This is a genomic window from Citrobacter sp. C1, from assembly GCF_014596895.2.
In the GTDB taxonomy this organism is placed as follows: Bacteria; Pseudomonadota; Gammaproteobacteria; order Enterobacterales; family Enterobacteriaceae; genus Citrobacter; species Citrobacter gillenii.
On sequence record NZ_CP115035.1, the window covers coordinates 3707010 to 3728759 of the forward strand.

Below are 21750 nucleotides of genomic sequence, written 5' to 3' on the forward strand. Positions count from 1 at the left end.
CCGCTATTCTTTCGTGTGATTTTCAAATTAAGCACAAAAAGACAATTTTAGAATTAAATTCTTGAAATTTATAAAATCAAAGCACATAGCACCATAAAACAAAATGAAGACGTAAATAAATTTGAATATGGCAATATTTTCATCCCTCCCCTATACACCCTCCGCGCCAGCCTGGTTTAAGTTAAGAATTATCTTACAGCGTTCTCATTGTGCTAAAAATGAGCCCTATCCAACTGAATTACGCTCTTTTTTGGCGACCTTCTTAGCCACACCTATCAGAATCCCCTGTGTCTTTAGGGTTATCCAGTCCGCAATTTTCTCGATTCATAAGCGAAATCTATCAATCAACTGCCCAGAGGTGATTTAAACGATTTATCTTAAATTTTAACAAAGTGTAATATCAATATTAAGAATAGTTAAAGATTTTAATAAATACAGAAAGTATCTGTTGAAACCGAAATTAATAAGGATACGTTCAAAACACAGAACGGGATATTCGTTTTAATTAACATTTCACGCATCGCGAGGAACTCTTTTTAATAAAAAAAGAGGCGATTGCTTGCATCAAAATTTCAAGGAGATCGTTATGTCTAAAGCTGTATTTTTGGGTGACTCACTTTACCCGTGGCTTGGCATGCGAGAAATTTTACGTGGTTCAGCATTATTTACGGATATCACGTACCACTCCTCTCAGACGCTTTCTGCCGTCAACATACATTCTCATAAATTGGATTGCATCATTATTAATCCTGGCAATTCTGATTTTTTAAAATATGCCAGAATTATCCGCAACATGGCCTTACGCCCTGCGACGATGATTATCGTTCTGGCCGATGAAGCCACTTTTTCACTTTTTCAAACCGTTTGCGGGATGAACATGCATTTTCTCGATCAAGACGACTCTCTTGATCAACTTTTGCACGCGTTCACCTCTATCACTCAAATAAAAAAATCACGCACTATCAAAGCAGTACATAACAAAATAACCGCAAACGAATTTAACGTCATGATGATGTTGGCCCGCGGTTGGACGCTGACTCAAATCGCCGGCGCATCGCAAAAAAGTGAAAAAACCATTGGGGCGTACAAAAGCAACATTGCCAGAAAGCTTGGCAAAACCAATACCCGGCTCAAGTACACCATCTCACACTATAGCCAGCCGTAACTGACTTATTTAAGGACGACCATAACGATTATTTTTTAAAAGGGACTCACTTTCAGTTCGTCTTTTATTCCGCGAAACCCGGAAGGTATCCCCATTTTTAAAAATCGACCTGCCAGGTAGCACTCCCGCGTGCCAACCATAGCCAACAACTCAACGTAATAACGCATGCAATATAAAATGCAGATAAGGGTTATATATGAATAAAGTTTACAGCATTATTTGGAACGCGGTACTCGGTATCTGGGTTGTCGTTTCCGAATTAACCAAAGGCAAGAAAAAAAGCAGTTCGCGTAAAACTGTCGCGGTACTGGCGGCCAGTGCATTAAGCGGTGCATCGATGCTGGCATCTGCGGCACCGATTATCGATACAGGTGAGCACAATATTTATACTGACTATCAGAGAGGTATTTCAGCTGAGGTAAATGAAGGAATTCATAATTATGGCTTCTTATATGAAGATAACTCTACTGGTCAGGCGCTCAACATCAGCGGCGCAATCCCAACGATTGCCCCAGGTCAAAGCGGCGTTGTGGAGTCAACCACCATCAGAGAGCTGCTGCAAGACGGAAAAATCACCCTAAAAGCCACCAGCCCCGATCAGAATGTCAAAACGATCTCCACCGTGGAGCAACTGGCAGAATACCTGACTCATACTCAATCGGCGAAACCTTCGCAGAGCACAGATTTTGATGTTTTTGATCCGGCGCTTCCGGGAGAACCCGAGCCCATTAAAGTCTTCGATACCAGCGCATTAGCCGGTTTTATCACCGAATCACAAATCGGTGATGCGGTGTTGAACACTTATGATCCACAGCAAACGCAAATCTATAAGCAATTTGGTATTGCTCTGGCGACAAACGGAGGCATCGCCAATCTGAATATTGGCAACGACACGCTTAACGTACGTGACAAGGCCAATACCATCGAATTGCTGGCCAAGGACTCCTCACTGCTGCAAGCGCAGGGTGCCAACAGCCAGGTGAACTGGAAGTCCGATAACTACATAAAATTCAACGCTGCCCCGGTTGTACCAACGGAAACATTTAACGGTTCACAAACCACCTCCGTATTTGGCACTGATGTAACGCTACTGGCTTACGGTTATAACGACACCGGTGAGGTTATCGAAACAGGTACCAAAACGTTCTCGATTACAACGGCCGCGGAGCTGGCTGAGTTCAATAGCTGGCTATTAGGCGAAAGTGATGACGCCGCACAAAAACCGGATGGACAAAAAGTCAGCCAGATCCAGCTGTGGCTGGATGCCGAAAATAGCCAAATAACGACGGTATCCGCTGCGCAAGCGAAGTATGCCGAGTTGATTGAAAACGTGCTTAGTTCCGGTAAAAAATCTGACGTTATCACCTGGGATTATGACGTCTGGACCGACGACCTGTCGCATACGAATAACACTACCGCCGGGCGTGGTGAACTGCACGCCATCTATGCCAACGGCGCTGGGACTACCGGCACCCTGAACCAAGGTGCGATGATCGCCGTTGACGGCAGCATTAATGGCGTAATGAAAGCCATTGACGGTGGGGTTATCACTAACCTCGGCGAACTGAACGCATTGCGTTCCTCCGGCGGGCAAAGTCTGGCCATCGGTATGCTGGCGAAAAACGCCACTGCTACCAACCACGGCACCATCAACTCCGGGTTGTTTATTGATAAAGACGGTAATCAAAAGGTCAACAGCTATGGCGCATTTGGTATGCAGGGACAAGGCGCCAGCACCATTACCAACAACGGCACCATCAACCAGGCCATCACCACCGATAACTTCGGTACCGCCTCTGCCGCCGATCCCTGGAGTAAAGATGATCCTGATACCTCGCTGACGTTGGCCATTGGCATGCAACTGTCCAACACTGCACAGGGCGTGAATAACGGCGTTATCAATATCGTCGACGGGAGCAAAAACAGCGCATCCTTTGGTAAAGGCACCGCCTTTGGCGTAGAAGTCGCCGACAACGCGACCTTTACCAACGCGCAGAATGCCTCTATTTATCTTGGCCGCGACGCCAATGACCTGTCCCTGGATGCCACCCTGCCAGGCGGCTCCAGCCCAAGCGCCGGGATCATGACCAAAAGCGCCAGCGAGGTTATCAATAATGGTCTCATCACGCTGGGCGTCGGCGTACGCAACGCTGCGGGGATCTTGATCGGCAACGCGACAGGCAACGTGCTGAATACCGGCAATATCGTGGTCAATGGCGATGGTCGTGGAGGGAATATCAAGAACTACGGCATCACTGTTCGTGACAGTGGCGCTGAAAATGGTCAGATCATTCGCAATGACGGCAAGATCAACGTCAATGGCACCAACAACGTCGGCATTCACGTCAGCGCGACGAAAAAAAATGCCCTGGTGACCACCAGCGACTCAGGCTCTATTGTGGTAGACGGTACCGGCGGTGTGGGTAACCGTAACTACGCTATCTGGGCTGAGGGTGGCGTTAATGGTCAGGCGACGGTCAACGTCGATTCCGCTATCACACTTAACAAAGCCGGGAACATCGGCGTGCACGTGCGTGATAACGCCATCGCGAATGTCGACACCCTGAGCAGTCCACTATTCAACAGCACCAACCAGATTGGTTATTACCTGTATGGCAAAGGGGCTACCGCCAACATTGGTCAGGCGGTGATGAATGACAACGGTCAGGCTAACACCACTATTTTTCGTATCGCTAATGGTGCAAAACTTGCAGGTAATACGACCAACCCGAAAGATAATTCGAGTTCCAATCTCGACCTGACCTTAAGCGGCAAAAACTCCGTCGGCGTCCTCGCCACCGGCGCAGGTAGTAGTGTAGACACCGGCGAAGCCACGTTTAGCGTGAAAGGCTCCGATTCCGCAGCCCTGCTGATTGAAGGCGGCGCAACAGGTAACATCAGCGATAAAACCACCATCAATTTAACCGGTGAAAGAACCATTGCCGGGATTGTTGACGGTCAGGCGCATCAGTTGAATGGCGACGACGAGCAAGGTAACCCGACTGAAACTACCCTCACCTCAAACGCGAAGATCACCTCTGAAACTGGCGGTAACGAGGTTATTGCCTATGTGGCAAGAAACCAAGGCAATCTGACCCTTGGTGCCAACGCCATTATCGATCTAGCCAGCACCGACAGCATCGGTGTTGATGTACAGCAAGGCGGGCGTTTCACCAACAATTCCGACAAAGCCCTGCATGTCAGTGACGGTATCGGTGTTCAGGCTTCGGGAGCCAGTGCGCAGATTAATAAACTGGGCCAAATCCTGGTCGATGATGGTACTGCCGGTGTTCTACTGACTGAAGGTGCCAGTTTACTGATTAATGGCATTTCCGGTGACAGTATTACTACCAACGGCTCCGCTGACGGTATTCGACTCGCCGATAAAGCCGGCGCGCTGTCCGCGCAAAGCGTGATGATCCGCGCCGATGGAACTGGCGCAGGCATTCAAAACGATGCCAACAACAACAATATCCTGCTGCGCAACGTGACCATTGACTCCAACGATGGCGCGGGGATCCGCACCAGCGTGGCACTCACCATGACCGATAAAGACAGCGCCGGAAATATCCTCAACGTCAACGGGAGCGGCACTGGCTTCGCTTTTGAACAACGCAATGGCGACGCAACGACGGGAGACCTGAGCATAGGTCAGGGCTATACCATTGAGGTCCTTAAGGCTGAAGGCAGCGGTATTCGCGCGAATACCGATGGCGCGCTCACCACCAATGCCGATATCAATGTACGTGACGGCGCAGGCGGCTCGGCGATCATCGCGAAGAACGTCCGCGCCGTCAGCAATAGCGGCAAAATTATCTCTGCCAGCACCAGCGCACCGGTGATTGATGCCAGCGGTGACAGCAATAAAAAAATCACCAACACCGGCACCTTGCAGGCCATCAACGACACGGCCGTAGCCATTCAGTCTGGTAAAGGCGATGACACCATTGATATCAGCAAAGGTATCACCAGCGGCGTGATCAACACCGGTGAAGGCACGGACACCTTTAACTGGCAAAGCGGCACCTTTGCGGGCGAGGTGAATTTCGCCGGCACCGGCAGCAACAATAAAGCCAGCATCGGCAATGTGACGCTGGACAAAACACGCCACATCATTACCGCAGCGGGTACGGGCAATGCCCTCACCTTCACCAACACCCACGGCGACAGTGCGAAAATTGGCAGCCTGAACAGCGATAACCAGACTACCGGCACCAACATTGGCACCGGCTGGAACTCGCTGACCATTACCGGCTCAAACGCGGATGTCCGCGTCGTTGAAAATCTGAGTCTGGCGAGCAAAACCATTGCCTTAAACGATGGTGCAACGCTGCGTACCGGCGACCACGTCGAGTCCACCAGCACCGCCGCGACCATTGGCAATTATGACGTGAAAACCCAGGGCACCAGCAGCAGGGTTATCTTTGATACCCAGGGTGATACGTCAGCCGCGCAAATTTACAACGGCGTCATCAGCGGTGACGGGAAATTTGAACGTGCGGCAGGTGGGACTACGATCTTCACCGCCAACAACACCTACACCGGTTCCACCTCCATTGATCAAACTGGGACGCTGCAGTTAGGTTCCGGCGGCGATACCGGCGAAGTCAGCGCCGTATCAAACATCCTCGACAACGGCGTACTGGCGATTAATCGCGCCAATAATGTGCTGCTCGGTGGCGTGATTTCGGGTATCGGCGCGCTGCAGCAAATCGGCGGTGGCATTACGCGCCTGGCGGGCAATAACACCTATACCGGTGACACCACCGTCACCCACGGTACTCTGCTGGTAAACGGTAATCAGAGTGCGGCTACGGGCGCAACCACCGTCAGCGGCATGTCCACGCTTGGCGGTAACGGCACTATCGGCGGCAACGTGCTGATGAACGACGCCTCGACCCTCAGCGCGGGTGACGGCGGTGCGGGAACATTAACCATTAACGGCGGCCTGCAACTGGGCAGCAAAACCACCTCCGCCTTCGAGCTGGGTCAGGCGTATACGCCGGGTGGCGCGCTGAATGACCTGATTACAGTCACCGGCAACCTGCAACTGGACGGGACGCTGGACGTCACCACGTCTCAGGGCGGTAATTTTGGACCGGGTGTGTACCGTATTTATAACTACGGCGGCACGCTGGATAACCGGACGCTGGAGCTGGGCGCGGTGCCAGACAGTCAGGATAAGAACAACATTTTTGTCCAGACCTCTATCGACAAACAGGTTAACCTGGTCAACGCCAACGGCGTCACGCTGCAATTCTGGGACGGCGCAACCGTCAACCAAAGTCACGGTAAATCGGGCATTGAAGGCGACAGCAAGATTGACGGCGGCGATGGCAAATGGATGGCGATTGGCGATCAGGGCGACAACAACTGGACAACGGCCACCGGCGAGGGCAACGCGCCGTGGGCGCAGAAATCCTTCGCCGTGTTTACCACCAAAGGCGGTACCGTCACCGTGGATGACGCCAAAGGTGACGTCAATTTCTCCGGAGCACAGTTTGACGCCGACGGCTATGTCGTGAAAGGCGATGCGCTCAACGCTTATGCCACCACCGAAACGGCCACACATGCGGGTCAAACGCCGGGCACCGGTGAACTGCTGCTGCGCGTCGGGGCCGGTGGCGCGGGACAAAACTATACCGCGACCATTGAATCTATCCTTCGCGAGGCCAGCGCCCGCGATCGGCTGACGCTGGTGAAAACCGACCTCGGCCGTCTAATCCTCAGCGGTGATAACGAATATCGCGGCGGCACGCGTATTGACGGCGGCACCTTGCAAATCTCCGCCGACAGCAACCTCGGTCAGAGTGGCACGGATTTGGTCATCAATAACGCCTCCACGCTGCAACTGGGCGCTGATTTGACCAGCAACCGTACCATCGAGCTGGGCGCCAATGCTAACGCGGCGGTATTTGATCTCAATTCGCACCATTTCACCCCAACCGGCGATATTACCGGTGATGGCAAGCTGAAAGTGACCAGTAGCTCAAGCGATGCGGGCAGTACCTTAACGCTTGACCGCGCCAACAGCTACCAAGGGGAAACCGAAATTGCCGGGACCGGAAATAGCCATAATGTGACGGTTAACGTCAGCAAAACCGGAGCGTTCGGCAGCAATGAAAGCAGCACTGTTAACGTCAATAACGGCGCAACGCTGAACATCAATGGTGCAGACACCAGCCTGACATCGCTGACCATGAACATCGCCGACAGTCTGTTAACGCTGGCCGATACCGTCACTGCCGCCAGCGCCAACCTGAATCTGACAGGTAAAGCGAAAGCAGTATTACGCGATAAAGCCACCGCCGCTAACGCGACGGTCAACGTAGCGAAAGACAGCACCCTGGCACTGGAAGACAACGCCAGCGGCGGCAATGCCACGGTAAACAACAGCGGCCTGATGACCGCGGCTGATAACGCGATGGCGGAAAATACGGTGGTCAAAAACCTGGCGGACGGCCTGGTGGATGTCAGCGCAGTCAACAGCGCCACCTCCATCGGTTCACTGTCCGGTGCGGGTAATGTCGAGCTGGGTAACAAGCAACTGTCGCTGGGTAATCTAAATCTGGCTGACACTATCAGCGGCGTTATCAGCGGCAACGACGGCAGCCTGGTGAAAATCGGCGACGGTACGCTGACCCTGACCGGCGACAACACCTGGACCGGCATCACGGATGTTGACCAGGGCGTGCTGCTGGTCAACGGTAATCAGTCTGCCGCAACCGGCCAGGTCACGGTGAAAACCGGCGCTACGCTCGGCGGTAACGGCATTATCGGCGGCGCGGTGGATGTGCAGGATAACGGTCACATTACCGCCGGTGCGGCCATCAACAGCGTCGGTAAACTGACCACCGGTTCGCTGACGCTAAGCGATAACGCACAGCTGGATTATCAGTTTGGTCAGGCCTATACCCCAGGCGGAGCTTTCAACGATCTGATTGATGTCAACGGCGATCTGACGCTTGACGGCAAGCTCAACATCGAGACCTCACCGAACGGCAGTTTTGACGTTGGGGTTTATCGCGTGATCAACTATACCGGCACGTTGACCAATAACGTGATGGATATTGCTAACGCACCGGAAGCCGCGGACAGCCTGTATGTACAAACCTCGGTTAAAAATCAGGTAAACCTGGTCAACCATGCCGGGCTAACGCTGCGCTTCTGGGACGGCACCGGCGGTGAGAACGGCAACCTGAAAAACAACGGCGTGATTAACGGTGGCGACGGGATCTGGCAATCCAGCCAGGGGAATGACAACTGGACCACCGATGAATCCACGCCAGAAGGCGCGCTGAACGCGCCATTTACCGATGCCGCGTTTGCCGTCTTCCAGGGCGAGGCGGGCAATGTGACGGTCGATAACAGCAAAGGCGACGTCATCATCAGCGGTGCACAGTTCGCCACCGACGGCTATCGCGTCGGCGGAGAGGCTATCACCACCGATACCGCCAATACGCTGATCCGCGTTGGCGATGGTACGGTAGACGGCGTTAACTACACCGCCACCATTGACAGCGTGATCCGCGGCACCGGCGGTCTGAATAAAGGCGATCTTGGTACGCTGATCCTCACGGGCGACAATACCTACAGCGGTGGCACCACTATCACTTCAGGTACGCTTCAGGTAGCCGGTGATACCAACCTCGGCGCAGCAGATACTGGCATCACCTTTAATGGTGGTACGCTGAAATATGGCGACGCGTTCGATACCGCACGTCAGGTAACGCTGGAATCCGGTGGCGGGACGTTCGACACCAACGGGCACGATGTATCCCTGCTGACCGAAGTCGAAGGTCATGGTCAGTTGATTAAAACCGGCAAAGGTTCACTGACCCTGACGCTGGATAACACCTACACCGGCGGTACCACCATCAACCAGGGCGTATTACAACTCGGCACCGGCGGCGATATCGGCAGCATTCAGGGTGATATCGTTGATAATGGCGTGCTCAGCGTCAATCGCGCTGATACCCTGGCATTAACCGGTGATATCAGCGGCAAAGGTCAACTGCACCAGACCGGCAACGGCACCACCGAGCTGCAGGGTAAAAACAGCTACAGCGGCGCAACGCTGATTACCCACGGCGTGCTGCAAGCGGGTGATACCAACACCCTGAGCGCGGCGTCGCACCACTATGTGGTTGCGGACACTACGCTTAACACCCAAGGCTACAACCAGACGGTAGCCGGGCTGAGTAACGGCGGCGATGTGTCGCTTATCGGTCAGCAAATTGGTACAACCTTAACCGTCAAAGGAGACTACACCGGCGAGAAAGGCACTATCAACATGGCAGCCACGCAGAATGGTCGCGGCGCGGGTATCGCCGATCGCCTGATTATCGACGGCGGTAAAGCCAGCGGGAAAACGTTGCTTGATGTTGACGGCTCCGGCCTCGGCGCGCCTACCGTGGGTGACGGCATCGAAGTGGTCACCGCGCTGAATGGCGCCACCACCACCGCGCAGACCTCGCGAGACGCCTTCCATCTTGCCGCTGAACGCATGGCTGCGGGTGCATTTGAGTACCAACTGCACGCCGGTAACGCGCAAGGTCAGGGTGAAAACTGGTATCTGAGAAGCGAATACCGTCCGGAAACCATGCTGTACTCCGGCCTCGCCAGCGTCGTTCGCCAGGGTGACATCAGCCTGCTGGGTAACATGCACCAGCGTATGGGTGACGAGGTGAAACCGGGTATTGATGAAGATAACCGCGCGTGGGCCAGAATGATTGGTTACTCCGGCAAAACCAAGCTGGATGATGCGACAGGGACACAAACCAATTCACATACCATGGGCATCCAGGTCGGCGTCGATATGTACGCCAATGAAAGCTGGAAAGCCGGGATGTATGCCAGCGTGCTCGACATCGACAGCAGTGTTAAAGGCACCAAAACCGGCAGCGATGGCAAAGGCGGTAATATCGATGACAACGCGTTTTATGTTGGCGGTTATGCCACCTGGTTCTCGGATGACGGAATGTATGTCGACAACGTCCTGCAGTACGGTAACCATAAATCCCGTCTGTCGGCATCCGGAAATAACGGCTCGCACACGGTGAAAGGCAATACGCTGACGGCCTCAACGGAAGTGGGCAAGTCATTCCGTTTAGGCGCCAGCGCCTGGAGTCTGGAGCCTCAGGCGCAGTTGATCTATCAGTACAGCAACTTCGATAACAGTACGTTGGATGGCGTCACCCAAACGAAGGTCAAGATGGATACCGCCGATTCGTTTACCGCGCGTCTGGGTGTGCGTCTGGTCGCAGACTATGATACCAACCACGGCAAATTCCAGCCTTACGGCCGGGTGAACGTCTGGCAGGGTCTGGGTTCAAAAGACAAGACGCAGTTTAGCAATGCGGTTGCCACCACTACGCTGGAATCGTCACAGCAGTACTCCAGCACCGAAGTCGCCGCCGGTCTGAGCTGGTCTATTGACCGGAATGTGCAGGTCTACGGTGAATTGGGTACGCAATTCAGCAACGGCAGCAGTAAGTCGCAGATTGAAGCCCCGGTGAATGCATCTATTGGCTTTAAGAAATCGTTTTAATCTAACGTAAACGTAGCCAGCCCTCTGTTATTACAGAGGGCTTTTTTATGCGCGAGGGAATCAACATCGGTTGTCCGGCGGTTGTCCGGATAACGCGCGTGCGCCGCCATCAGGAAAAAGGCGTTATAGCCCAGGGAGAGAGTGATTAACGGCTAAATTGGGTTAACAGTGCGGGAATGTCTTCGGCCATCACCGGAGGGGAGATGAAAAAACCCTGAATTTTATCGCAGCCAATCAGCGTCAAACGTTCTAACTGGGCATGGGTTTCTACCCCTTCAGCCAGCACTTCAATGCCAAAATTGTGCGCTAATGAAATAATACCCTCAACGATCTTTGCCGATCGGGTATCGGGCTCGATGCCTGCAACAAATTCTTTATCAATCTTTAAGGTATCAAACGGATACTTCAGCAGATAATTAAGGTTAGCGTGCCCGGTACCAAAATCATCAAGCGCCAGCTTCACCCCAATCGCCTTCAGTTCTGTCATGTTTTTAGCGGCTATCTGGCTGTCGCACAACGGCGACGTTTCCGTGATCTCTATTTGGCATCGATGAGCAGGCAGTCCACTGGCGGCGAGATTTTGTCTGACTCGTTGTGGGAGCAGTGGATCGCAGAATTCAAGGGCAGAAATATTAACAGAGAGAGAAAGAGGGTCTGGCCAGGAGGCGGCAATGTCCCATGGAGGGTTGCTTACCATCTCCTCTATGGAAAATATATTGCCGCTATTTTCCAGCACCGTAATAAAAACATCAGGGGAGATCATGCCCATCTGTGGGCTATTCCAACGCATTAACGCTTCAAACCCACTAATAGTGTGGGTTTGTAAGTTAAAAATAGGTTGATAAACCATATAAAGCTGACTGGTATTGAATGCTTTTTCAAGCGCCGTTAGCACATCACTGGAATCTAACACACCCCTTCCCCCCCATCACCACAACAAAAACCAGTCGAAATCACTCCCAAATTGTATCTACTTTTACGTATTTCACATCAGAAAAGAATATTCAGATCAGGGTAAAAAAGACAAGCTATGGGTAAACCTAATAATTAATTTATTTAAATCAGAGGTATTGGCCAGTCCCAGTTTCGTAACGACCCGCATCTTGTGCGCTTGAATCGTTTTATAATTCAAACTGACTAATTCAGAAATTTCTCTGGCAGTATAACCACTTACCAACAGATTGAGGATCTGCTGTTCTCTTTCCGTGAGCCTTTTCTGCGACCGATACAGTCGGGGATTCCATTTCCCAACCGCCAGCGTAGCCAGTTGTCCAAAATCACGCAGTGATGATTTTTCCGTCAGGACAATGGTCTTTTCCACATATAATAACTCAACACATAATTTCGCCACCAAACTGTCAGCGACAATGACAATAACGTTATTATAAAATTTAAATCGGTTTTTATTCAAAAACTGCACAATTGCAGAACACGGTTGTTCATTGTTAATGATATTAAAAACCATTGTTTGATGTTGGCACAATGATGATTGCTGCAACATATCCTCAAACGGGAATGTTTTGATAGGGATATGTTTACTTGTCAGATAGGCGAACATACCGCTGCCCACAAAATTATCAGTGCCGCACATCAACATCCTGTTCACCGTTCCTTATAAACTTCGAATCTTATTACTCATTAAAAATTTGATGATTATTTTCTCGACTTCCGCCTCTTCACGACGGTTCTTATAGTCAAACTCGCACGATATCTGGTAGCAGGAGTACAACTGATTATCATCATCAAACTCATTGATCATGACGACATCAATCACTTTGAGATCAAGCAGTAAACTGCCAAACACATCAAAATCCAGGGCGGCACCTTTAATAACCGCATCTTTATAAAGGAATCGTGCATTCACATCCTTAACGATTAATGCGCAGCCCCCCTGAGAAATATTTTTAACCTTCAGTGAGTAATTTTCGCCGTTTTTGTAACGACCAGAACAGAAAAAATCATAGCCCTTGAGGAAGGAGAAACGCTGATTTTGTCGCTGTTGCGCAAAGAAAATCATATCCGGGATAAGGTACGACAACCCTGCTTGCGCATCACCTGCGGACGCCTGTTCGTATCTGGCGCTAAATTTAACAATCCCGCTATCACTGTGCAGGATGAAGTATTGGACCTTTTCAGGAACGATGTCTTTGTGCGGAGAAAGCACAAAGCGCTCGAAATCAATCTTTTCTAACTGTGTGATAACGCTGTTGTTTTCACATAAGACTTCCAGTTTAGTCTTCTTGTGCAACTCTTCGCGCAGGATCGCTATGATTTCAAACTTGTTGTCCTTTGCTAATCCAAAGCTCATTCTCAAACCCTTATTTCCATATTTAAGAAATGTTCCGGTCTTGTTCGCAGACAAAAACACGAAATCAGCATCCACTCCTGGCGCTTAATTACCTTAGTGGATTCCATGTCAAACTGTTGATAAAAATTTAAGTTTTTAACTATCTTTAATGTTTTATTGATATGTAAAAACGTTTGATACGGGTTAATTCTAGCTGAAGTGAAGTCTAAAACCACGCGAAGTTGCGCAACAAGCATAACAAAAAAGAATAACAAGGCGTTTTCAGCAGGGGTTTGGGGATAACGAATTTAGCTTATGGCAAAAAAAAGCCAGCATCATGCTGGCTCCGGTAATTACCGTATTAAACTCTAGTGGCATACTATCTTACAGAGGGTACAACGTGAGAAAATCAGTACTGCTGCTTAACGAGGGTCCGAGCTGAATCCGCAATAATCATTACTGCACCCGCCAGCATTAATGTATCTTTTAACACTAGCCGCCCGGCCCCCGATAAATACGGGAAACCGTGGTGCAGATCGCCTAGCGGCATAACCCATGCTTCCGGCGTGGTGATTAAAAAAGACAGGGTGACAATCGGTGTGGCGAATGCCAGAATCCCGCCGATTAATCCCAACCTGCGGCTGAGCGGATTTGCCAGCACCAACAAGGCAATAATTATCTCAACCACGCCCAGTCCATTAGAGAAGCTGTAGGTATTATTCGCTGCTTGCCATTCCCGCTCCTGCGGTTTAAATTCCCCTTCATGCGTCAAATGCTGCTGATACTCTTGTGGATGTTCATAAAAAAATGACATTAGCGGACTGTTGGCCACGAATGGCGTAATACTGTCGGCTTCGTATGGAACGAATTTTAATAATCCAATCCAGATAAACACAATGGCGATGCTCAGGCGAATCAGGGTTAATCCGATGCGATCGGCCTTGCCCAGTAAGCGAAGATATTTTTCCATACCAACCGCCCTTACTTGTACAAAATCGCCGTAGCGTAAGTGCTGCTGTCAATACGCATTGAGGTGATTTTCCACGATGATGCCTGTTTCTCCTGCGCCAGCTTTGCAATGGCCTCCTCAATCACAGAAGGCGCGGCTGAGATGGCTGACACGCTAACGTGGGCAATTTCGGTTGGCGACTGCGCCAGCGCGGAAAACGTGACAGGTGCAGTCAGTAAAGTGGTCATCAGTAAAGTTGCTTTCAACATATTCATTTCTATTTCCATTAACCAGTCAATTCAGTGTTAATATAATAAACTCACACATTCTATTTATTGCCATCCGTAACGCCAGAATAACTGTTCATACGTATTATTTAGGTACTGTGCTACACGCATAAAAAAAGCCCCACACGGGTGGGGCAAAAAGGCAGACACAGCGTTTTATTATTTAACTAATGCGAATAGATCGTTTAATGATTCGCTCATGCTCGGGTGGGTAAATATTTGGTCACGTAAAACGGTATAGGGTAATCCGGCATCCATAACGGTTTTAACGATATTAATCATTTCATGTGAATCTACACACAATAGCGAGACACCTAATATCCGTTGGGTATTCACATCAACCACGGCTTTGAGCATACCGCGAGTATCATCCATCACCCGAGCCCGCGGGATCGCCGTAACGGGTAACGTCACGATCTGAACCTCCGCCCCGCTGGCTCTGGCCTGCGCTTCACTCATCCCCACGCGAGAAAGCGGCGGTGTCATAAACACGGAATACGGCACATTCTGGCGGTCGCCGGTGTTGCGCAACCCATCGCCCAATAAACTGTCGCGCACAATGCGGAAATCATCCAGCGAGATATAGGTAAATTGCAATCCGCCAGTCACGTCGCCCATGGCCCAGATATTATCTGCCGAGGTGCGCAGATATCTATTCACGATAATTCCGCCCCGATCGTTGACGTCCACGCCAGCATTTTTCAGTTGCAGTGCTTCCGTTGCCGGTTTACGCCCCGAGGCGATCAGTAGCGCGTCCACCGAATGCGTCTCTTCTGGCATCTGTATCTGTACCGCACCGTCCTGGGACGATACAGAGTGTACATTGGTGTTCAGAATCAGCTCGACACCTTTGTCGCGCAAAATGTGGGCAATGGCATCAGCGACATCCCGGTCTTCACGCGGTAAAAATAGCGGCGCGGCTTCAAAGATAGTGACCTTGCTTCCAAAATTGGCAAACATGGACGCGAATTCCACGCCAATGTACCCGCCGCCCAAAATCCCCAACCGCTGAGGACGCTGCGCCAGATTCAGCAATCCAGTGCTGTCGAATACGCCAGGTGTGCTGGATAATCCTTTAATATCAGGCATCGTCGACTGCGCACCGGTATTAATGAAAATCTTCTCGCCGCGAAGTTCACGCGTGCGGGTCGCCTGGATGACCCGCACAGTATGGTTGTCAACAAACTCAGCGCGCCCTTCAATCACATCGACATTGTCCAGACCGGCAAGGTTATGGAAGTTTTTATCACGCAGAAAGCGAACAACGTCTGTTTTGCGTTGCATTGCGGCGGCAAAGTCATGCTGCATTTCGGCATCATGCACCAGTGTTTTAGTGGGTATACAGCCGATATTGATACATGTCCCGCCATACATGGTGTTGGACTGCTCAATAATCGCCACCTTCCAGTCTGCTTTTGCCAGCGTCGCCGCCAGCGTTTTACCTGCTTTGCCAAAACCAATAATGATCGCCTGATACTGATTCATACTGCCTCTTTGCAAAATCACTGTTCATTTGTTAACCCGAAGTATAAGGACTGACGAACATGAACAGCGTATCCATAACGCGCTTATTTATGTCAAATCGTCTAAAGTGAACCATGCAAATTTTTGAAAGCACAAACCATATTTCCAACTAACCATTTGATGGTATTAATTTAATATAAAATTATAGCGATAATGGCGATATCTCCCTAAGGGTATAAAATTGTTCAGGAGTCTTGATGGACGCGCTTAGCCGATTATTAACGCTTAATGACCCGCAGGGGTCTATTGATAAAAACTGCTTGTTGAGCAGAGACTGGCAGTTGCCACATGCGGCGGGAGAGCTGTCGGTTATTCGCTGGCATACGGTAACTCAGGGTGCGGCTCAGCTTGATCTCCCGGACGGCTCGTCCTACACGCTGCATCCTGGCGCAGTGGTTATGCTGGCACAAAACTCCGCCCACAGGCTGTGCCAGTCAGGCGAGGAACAAACGCATCTCGTCTGCGGAAGCCTACGGTTGCAGGCATCTTCACGCTATTTTTTAACCGCACTGCCGGAATTGCTCATTCTGGCCCCCGAGGAAAATAGCCCTGTTGGTCAGTGGCTGAGAGCCATGATTGAACTGCTGCAACTGGAATCAATGAGCACGCTGCCAGGTTCTGAGGTGGTATGCAGCCAGCAATGCGCCACGTTGTTTACCCTTGCTGTACGCGAGTGGCTGACACGGGCCGCGCCGGGCAAAAACATGTTGAATCTGCTGCTGCATCCCAAACTGGGGGTTATCGCTAACCTGATGCTGGAGTTGCCCGCTCATCCGTGGACTGTCGAAGAGCTGGCGCAGCGCGCGCATATGTCGCGGGCCAGCTTCGCGCAACTGTTTCGTGAAGTCTCAAACTCCACGCCGCTCGCGGTCTTAACCACATTGCGTCTGCAATTCGCCGCCCAGATGTTAGCGCGTGATTCACGGCCGTTGATCGTGATTGCTGAGGCGGTGGGCTATGCCAGCGAATCATCGTTTCACAAAGTCTTTCTGCGTGAATACGGCTGCACGCCGGGTGAGTACAGAAAGCGGGTCAAGGCGCTGGAAAAATAGCGTTGCGCCGTATTACGTTCTCCGGCGCAACGCTATTCAGGCGTTATTTCTGCGAACGATGGCGGTGCAGCCACATCAGCTTATACGCAGCCGGAATGATAAACAGCGACAGCAGCGGCGCGGTGATCATACCGCCAATCATCGGGGCGGCGATCCGACTCATCACCTCCGACCCGGCCCCGGTGCCCCATAAAATCGGCAGCAGGCCGGCAATAATCACCGCCACGGTCATCGCTTTGGGGCGCACGCGAAGCACCGCCCCGTGATACAGCGCCTCATCCAGCTTAGCCACCGTAAAGGTCTGCGGATTTTCCAGCGCGGGCTCCGCCTCAATGGCGTGACGCAAATACATCAACATCACCACGCCAAACTCGGCGGCAACACCTGCCAGCGCAATGAATCCGGTGCCGGTCGCCACCGACATATGGAACCCCATCCAGTAGAGGAACCAGATCCCACCCACCAGTGCGAACGGCACGCTGGTGATAATCAGCAACGCTTCACCAAAACGACGGAACGCCAGATACAGCAGCACGAAGATGATCATCAGCGTCATCGGCACCATCAGTTTGAGCTTATGGCTGGCGCGTTCAAGCAGCTCAAACTGGCCCGAAAACGCCACGCTGGTCCCCGGTTTTAGCTGGACATTTTCGGCAATCGCTTTTTTCAGATCGTTTACCACCGAGACCATGTCACGATCGCGGGCATCGATGTAGATCCAGCTGGTCGGGCGTGCGTTCTCGGTTTTCAACATCGACGGACCTGAAACAACCTTCACATCCGCCACATCCGCCAGCGTGATTTGTTGCTTCATGGGCGTCAGGACCGGCAATTGTCGTAACGCTTCCGGACTGTCGCGATAGCTTTGCGGGTAGCGAAGATTGATCGGATAGCGGGCAATCCCTTCCACCGTTTCGCCCACCATCGCGCCGCCGACTGCCGAGGTAATGAACAGCTGTACATCACCTACGGTCATGCCATAACGCGCGGCCTTTTCACGTTGAATATCGACGCTGAGATAGCGCCCGCCTTCCAGACGTTCCGCCAGCGCGGACGCGACGCCCGGCACGGTCCTCGCCACCTCTTCGATTTGCTCTGCCGTGGCGTCAATGTCTGCCAGCACGGTACCCGAGACCTTAATCCCGATTGGACTTTTGATCCCGGTAGACAGCATGTCGATGCGGTTACGAATCGGCGGTACCCACAGGTTCGCCAGGCCCGGCAGCCGGACTGTTTTATCCAGTTCCTCGATGATTTTGTCCATCGTCATCCCCGGACGCCACTGATCCTGCGGTTTCAACTGGATGGTGGTTTCAACCATTTCCAGCGGCGCGGAATCGGTAGCGGTTTCAGCCTTACCGGTTTTACCAAATACCCGCGCCACTTCCGGCACGGTCATGATCAGCTTGTCGGTTTTTTGCAGCATATCCGCCGCCTGCGCCGCCGAGATCCCCGGCAGGGTCGACGGCATATACAGCAGGTCACCTTCGTTGATCTGCGGTAAGAACTCGCCGCCGACTTTATTGAGCGGGAAAATAACCGTCAGGATCGACAACACCGCCACCAGCAGGGTGGTCTTCGGCCAGTGCAGCACCTTCAGCAACAGCGGATGATAAATGCGGATCAGAAAACGGTTAAGCGGGTTACTGCTTTCCGCCGGGATCGTGCCGCGGATCCAGAATCCCATCAGGATTGGGATCACCACAATCGCCAGCAATGCGGCCCCAGCCATGGCATAGGTTTTGGTGAACGCCAGCGGGCCAAACAGTCGCCCTTCTTGCCCCTCAAGGGTGAAAATAGGGATAAACGACAGGGTAATAATCAGCAAACTGATGAATAGCGCCGGTCCCACTTCCACCGAGGCGTTTGTGATCACCTGCCAGCGCGTGGCGTTATCCAGCTTTTCTCCCGGATGCTGATGCGCCCACTCTTCCAGCCGCTTATGCGCGTTCTCAATCATCACAATCGCGGCATCAACCATCGCCCCTACAGCAATGGCGATGCCGCCAAGCGACATAATGTTGGCGTTCAGTCCCTGGAAATGCATCACAATAAACGCAATACACAGCCCCAGCGGCAGGGAAATAATGGCGACCAGCGCCGAGCGGATATGCCACAGGAACAGCGCACACACCAGCGCCACAACGATAAACTCTTCCAGCAACTTGTAGCTCAGGTTATCAATCGCGCGGTCGATAAGCTGACTGCGATCGTATGTTGTAACTACCTCAACGCCTTCCGGCAGGCTGCTTTTCAGCGTCTCAAGTTTGGCTTTGACGGCGGAGATTACGTCACGTGCATTTTTACCCGAGCGCAGGATCACCACGCCGCCCGCCACTTCGCCTTCACCATTCAGTTCGGCGATGCCACGGCGCATTTCCGGTCCAATTTGCACGCGGGCAACATCGCGCAGGTAAACCGGCACACCGTCAGCCCCGGATTTCAGCACAATAGTATTGAAGTCATCGAGGGTTTGCAGATACCCGCTGGCACGCACCATGTATTCCGCTTCCGCCATCTCCACGGATGAGCCACCCGCCTCCTGGTTAGACGCATCCAGCGCCGATTTCACCTCAGCCAGGCTGATACCGTATTGCGTCAGCTTCATCGGGTCGATAACCACCTGGTACTCTTTGACCACGCCGCCTACCGACGCCACTTCTGCGACATTGGGAATCGTTTTCAGCTCATACTTTAAAAACCAGTCCTGCAGAGAACGCAGTTCGGCCAAATCGTGTTTGCCGCTGCGGTCCACCAGCGCATATTCAAAGATCCAGCCGACGCCGGTGGCATCTGGCCCCATTTCCGCGCTGACGCCTGCGGGCAGTTTTCCCTGCACCTGGTTGAGATATTCCAGTACACGGGAGCGTGCCCAGTAAGGGTCAGTGCCGTCTTCAAAAATGACATACACGTAAGAGTCACCAAACTGCGAGAAACCGCGCACCGTTTTCGCACCAGGCACCGACAGCATGGTGGTGGTCAGAGGATAAGTGACCTGATTCTCAACGATTTGTGGCGCTTGTCCCGGATAGCTGGTTTTAATAATCACCTGCACATCAGAGAGATCCGGCAGTGCATCTACTGGGGTGTTGATAATGGTCCATGTTCCCCAAATACTGAGGAACAACGCCCCCATCATCACCAGAAAACGGTTAGCCACTGAGCGGCGAATAATCCATTCAATCATGTGTTATATCCTCAGTGTGAATGGGTCGCCGGGGTCGGCATTGCGGGCATAGCCGCGGCGTCTGGCGTCCCACTCTTCCGGGCGCGCATGCGGTCCAACGCCCCGGCGATATTCGCCTCGGAATCAATCAGGAACAGGCCGCTGGAGACCACCTTCTCACCTTCCGTCAGACCGGAGCGGATAGCCGTTAGCCCCTGAGATTCATGGAATACGGCAACCTGCTTCGGCACAAAGCGTCCGTCGTTATCCACGGTGATCACCCGCTGCTCGCTGCCCGTATCAATCAGCGCTTTGGACGGGATCAGCAGCATCGGCTCACTTTGTGTTTTCAGCTTGAGGTAAGCATTCATCCCCGGCTTGAGTGCCTCGTCAGGGTTTTCGACCTGCAAACGTAACTGGAGGGTACGCGTCGTGGCATCCACGCTCGGCAAAATACTCCACTTGCTGATGGTGAATGTTTTATCCGGCCAGGCGGGTACGGTAATCGCAAACTGCGAGGCGTCTTTAATCAGCCAGGCGATAGACTCCGGGACCGATGCGCTGACCCACACCGGATCCATGCCCTGAATTTTTGCTACCACGTTATCTTTCGAAATGTTCATGCCGGTGCGCAAATCAAAGGCGGTGATCACCCCATCGATGGGCGCGCGCAGGGTGAAGCGGGTTTGAATTTTCCGCGTCGATTTTAAGCGCTGGATGTCCTGTTCGGGCATCCCGGCCAGACGCAATCTTTCGAGAATACCGTCGACTTGAGTGGCGGTACCGCCGGTCTCGCGCAGCAGCAGATATTCGCTCTGCGCTTCAACCCAGTCGGGGATGGTCAGATCAATCAGCGGCGCGCCTTGCTTAATTTTATCGCCGACAGTCAGCGGATACACTTTTTCGATAAATCCCGCTGAGCGGGCTTGCACAATCACAAACTGATATTCGTTATAGCTAACGTTGGCCGGGAACGTTTGTGCATACTGCAGCGGTCCACGACGTACGGCCTCGGTTTTTAGCCCCAGATTTTGGGTTTGCGTCGGATCGATTCGCACCCCTGCGGCGGCGTCGCTCGCGGTCTCTTCATCGGCATATTTCGGGATCAGATCCATATCCATAAACGGCGATTTACCCGGCTTATCAAAACGGGTATTCGGATACATCGGGTCATACCAGAACAGGACTTTACGCGCTTCTTTTTGCGCATCGGGGCCACTGTCAGTCGGGACGTTTGCTGATGACAAATAAGGATAGATACCGACGGCAATAACCCCACCGACAATCATGCTGGCAAGAATAAGCGCGGTATTTTTAATATTTAAAGACGCCATAGTGATTTCCATTGCGCGAGTGTCTCACCCGCGTTCAGAGAAAACGGGTGAGAATAAAAGAGACCTGCGACTGCGTTATTGACTGACGTGAATATCACGTAATACAGAGAGATTTCCCTGTTGAACAAAGGTAAAGGCGACCTTATCGCCGGGCTTAATATCATCAGCCTTCGTTTCCGGGACCAGCGTAAATCGCATGGTCATCGCAGGCCAGTTCACCGCCGGAATAGGTTCGTGCTTGATGGTGATTTTTTTGCTCGCCATATCAATAGATTCAATCACGCCCGTGGCGCTGATGACTTGCTCCTGCTGGGTAGCGGGCTGCATATTCATCATCTCGCCATGCTGATGCTCATTGGCCTGAGCGTTAAACATGACCACAGACAACACAGTAAACAAAGCGGCTTTAGCGGTACTTTTCATGTCATATACTCCT

12 protein-coding genes are annotated in these 21750 nt (G+C 52.0%); 3 read left to right on the top strand and 9 right to left on the bottom strand.

Translation table 11 applies throughout. The features are described 5' to 3' along the window. Window positions 1–586: 586 nt before the first annotated feature. Both IB214_RS17975 and IB214_RS17980 read left to right on the top strand, forming a co-directional pair. A complete protein-coding gene (locus IB214_RS17975) occupies window positions 587–1165 on the top strand; it encodes a LuxR C-terminal-related transcriptional regulator (RefSeq protein WP_117342183.1) in 579 nt (192 codons plus the stop codon). Between the two features lie 196 nt (window positions 1166–1361). Then, window positions 1362–10715, top strand: coding sequence for an autotransporter outer membrane beta-barrel domain-containing protein (locus IB214_RS17980; protein WP_117342182.1), 9354 nt, complete (start codon window positions 1362–1364; stop codon window positions 10713–10715). A gap of 145 nt (window positions 10716–10860) precedes the next feature. Here the strand turns inward: IB214_RS17980 and IB214_RS17985 are convergent, their stop codons facing one another. From IB214_RS17985 to rclA, 6 genes are all read right to left on the bottom strand, one after another. Then, window positions 10861–11628 carry an EAL domain-containing protein gene (locus IB214_RS17985; RefSeq protein WP_117342181.1) on the bottom strand — a complete coding sequence of 256 codons (768 nt, stop codon included), beginning with the start codon at window positions 11626–11628 and terminating at the stop codon, window positions 10861–10863. A 96-nt stretch (window positions 11629–11724) separates the two neighbouring features. Continuing rightward, window positions 11725–12306 (bottom strand): LuxR family transcriptional regulator, encoded by a 582-nt coding sequence (locus tag IB214_RS17990; protein WP_170973020.1) that lies wholly within the window; start codon window positions 12304–12306, stop codon window positions 11725–11727. A 21-nt stretch (window positions 12307–12327) separates the two neighbouring features. Then, the gene (locus IB214_RS17995) at window positions 12328–13023 is read right to left on the bottom strand and encodes a pilus assembly protein PilZ (protein WP_117342180.1); all 696 of its coding nucleotides are present in this window, start codon (window positions 13021–13023) and stop codon (window positions 12328–12330) included. Between the two features lie 388 nt (window positions 13024–13411). Beyond that, the gene (gene rclC / locus IB214_RS18000; protein WP_115259157.1) at window positions 13412–13972 is read right to left on the bottom strand and encodes a reactive chlorine resistance membrane protein RclC; all 561 of its coding nucleotides are present in this window, start codon (window positions 13970–13972) and stop codon (window positions 13412–13414) included. Window positions 13973–13983: 11 nt separating this feature from the next. After that, entirely contained in the window at window positions 13984–14220 is a 237-nt protein-coding gene (gene rclB / locus IB214_RS18005; protein ID WP_188249372.1) for a reactive chlorine resistance periplasmic protein RclB, read from the bottom strand. 177 nt (window positions 14221–14397) lie between these two features. Further along, window positions 14398–15723, bottom strand: coding sequence for a reactive chlorine resistance oxidoreductase RclA (rclA, locus tag IB214_RS18010; protein WP_117342178.1), 1326 nt, complete (start codon window positions 15721–15723; stop codon window positions 14398–14400). A 236-nt stretch (window positions 15724–15959) separates the two neighbouring features. Here rclA and rclR point away from each other — a divergent pair, with 236 nt between their 5' ends. Continuing rightward, window positions 15960–16814, top strand: coding sequence for a reactive chlorine-specific transcriptional regulator RclR (gene rclR, locus IB214_RS18015; RefSeq protein WP_117342177.1), 855 nt, complete (start codon window positions 15960–15962; stop codon window positions 16812–16814). 43 nt (window positions 16815–16857) lie between these two features. On the opposite strand, the gene IB214_RS18020 is transcribed toward rclR, so the two are convergent. The 3 genes from IB214_RS18020 to cusF form a co-directional block, all read right to left on the bottom strand. Further along, the gene (locus tag IB214_RS18020; RefSeq protein WP_117342176.1) at window positions 16858–20001 is read right to left on the bottom strand and encodes a CusA/CzcA family heavy metal efflux RND transporter; all 3144 of its coding nucleotides are present in this window, start codon (window positions 19999–20001) and stop codon (window positions 16858–16860) included. Window positions 20002–20012: 11 nt separating this feature from the next. Then, entirely contained in the window at window positions 20013–21314 is a 1302-nt protein-coding gene (locus IB214_RS18025) for an efflux RND transporter periplasmic adaptor subunit (protein ID WP_117342175.1), read from the bottom strand. Between the two features lie 75 nt (window positions 21315–21389). Further along, window positions 21390–21737, bottom strand: a complete 348-nt coding sequence (gene cusF, locus IB214_RS18030) for a cation efflux system protein CusF (RefSeq protein WP_115259162.1) — start codon at window positions 21735–21737, stop codon at window positions 21390–21392. Window positions 21738–21750: the final 13 nt, after the last annotated feature.

Bases quoted from the DNA above. Each gene is read 5' to 3' on its own strand.
- rclA (WP_117342178.1), bottom strand. From the start codon at position 15,723: ATGAATCAGTATCAGGCGATCATTATTGGTTTTGGCAAAGCAGGTAAA.
- IB214_RS17980 (WP_117342182.1), top strand. From the start codon at position 1,362: ATGAATAAAGTTTACAGCATTATTTGGAACGCGGTACTCGGTATCTGG.
- IB214_RS17975 (WP_117342183.1), top strand. From the start codon at position 587: ATGTCTAAAGCTGTATTTTTGGGTGACTCACTTTACCCGTGGCTTGGC.
- rclR (WP_117342177.1), top strand. From the start codon at position 15,960: ATGGACGCGCTTAGCCGATTATTAACGCTTAATGACCCGCAGGGGTCT.
- rclB (WP_188249372.1), bottom strand. From the start codon at position 14,220: ATGTTGAAAGCAACTTTACTGATGACCACTTTACTGACTGCACCTGTC.
- IB214_RS18025 (WP_117342175.1), bottom strand. From the start codon at position 21,314: ATGGCGTCTTTAAATATTAAAAATACCGCGCTTATTCTTGCCAGCATG.
- cusF (WP_115259162.1), bottom strand. From the start codon at position 21,737: ATGAAAAGTACCGCTAAAGCCGCTTTGTTTACTGTGTTGTCTGTGGTC.
- IB214_RS17990 (WP_170973020.1), bottom strand. From the start codon at position 12,306: ATGTGCGGCACTGATAATTTTGTGGGCAGCGGTATGTTCGCCTATCTG.
- rclC (WP_115259157.1), bottom strand. From the start codon at position 13,972: ATGGAAAAATATCTTCGCTTACTGGGCAAGGCCGATCGCATCGGATTA.
- IB214_RS17995 (WP_117342180.1), bottom strand. From the start codon at position 13,023: ATGAGCTTTGGATTAGCAAAGGACAACAAGTTTGAAATCATAGCGATC.
- IB214_RS18020 (WP_117342176.1), bottom strand. From the start codon at position 20,001: ATGATTGAATGGATTATTCGCCGCTCAGTGGCTAACCGTTTTCTGGTG.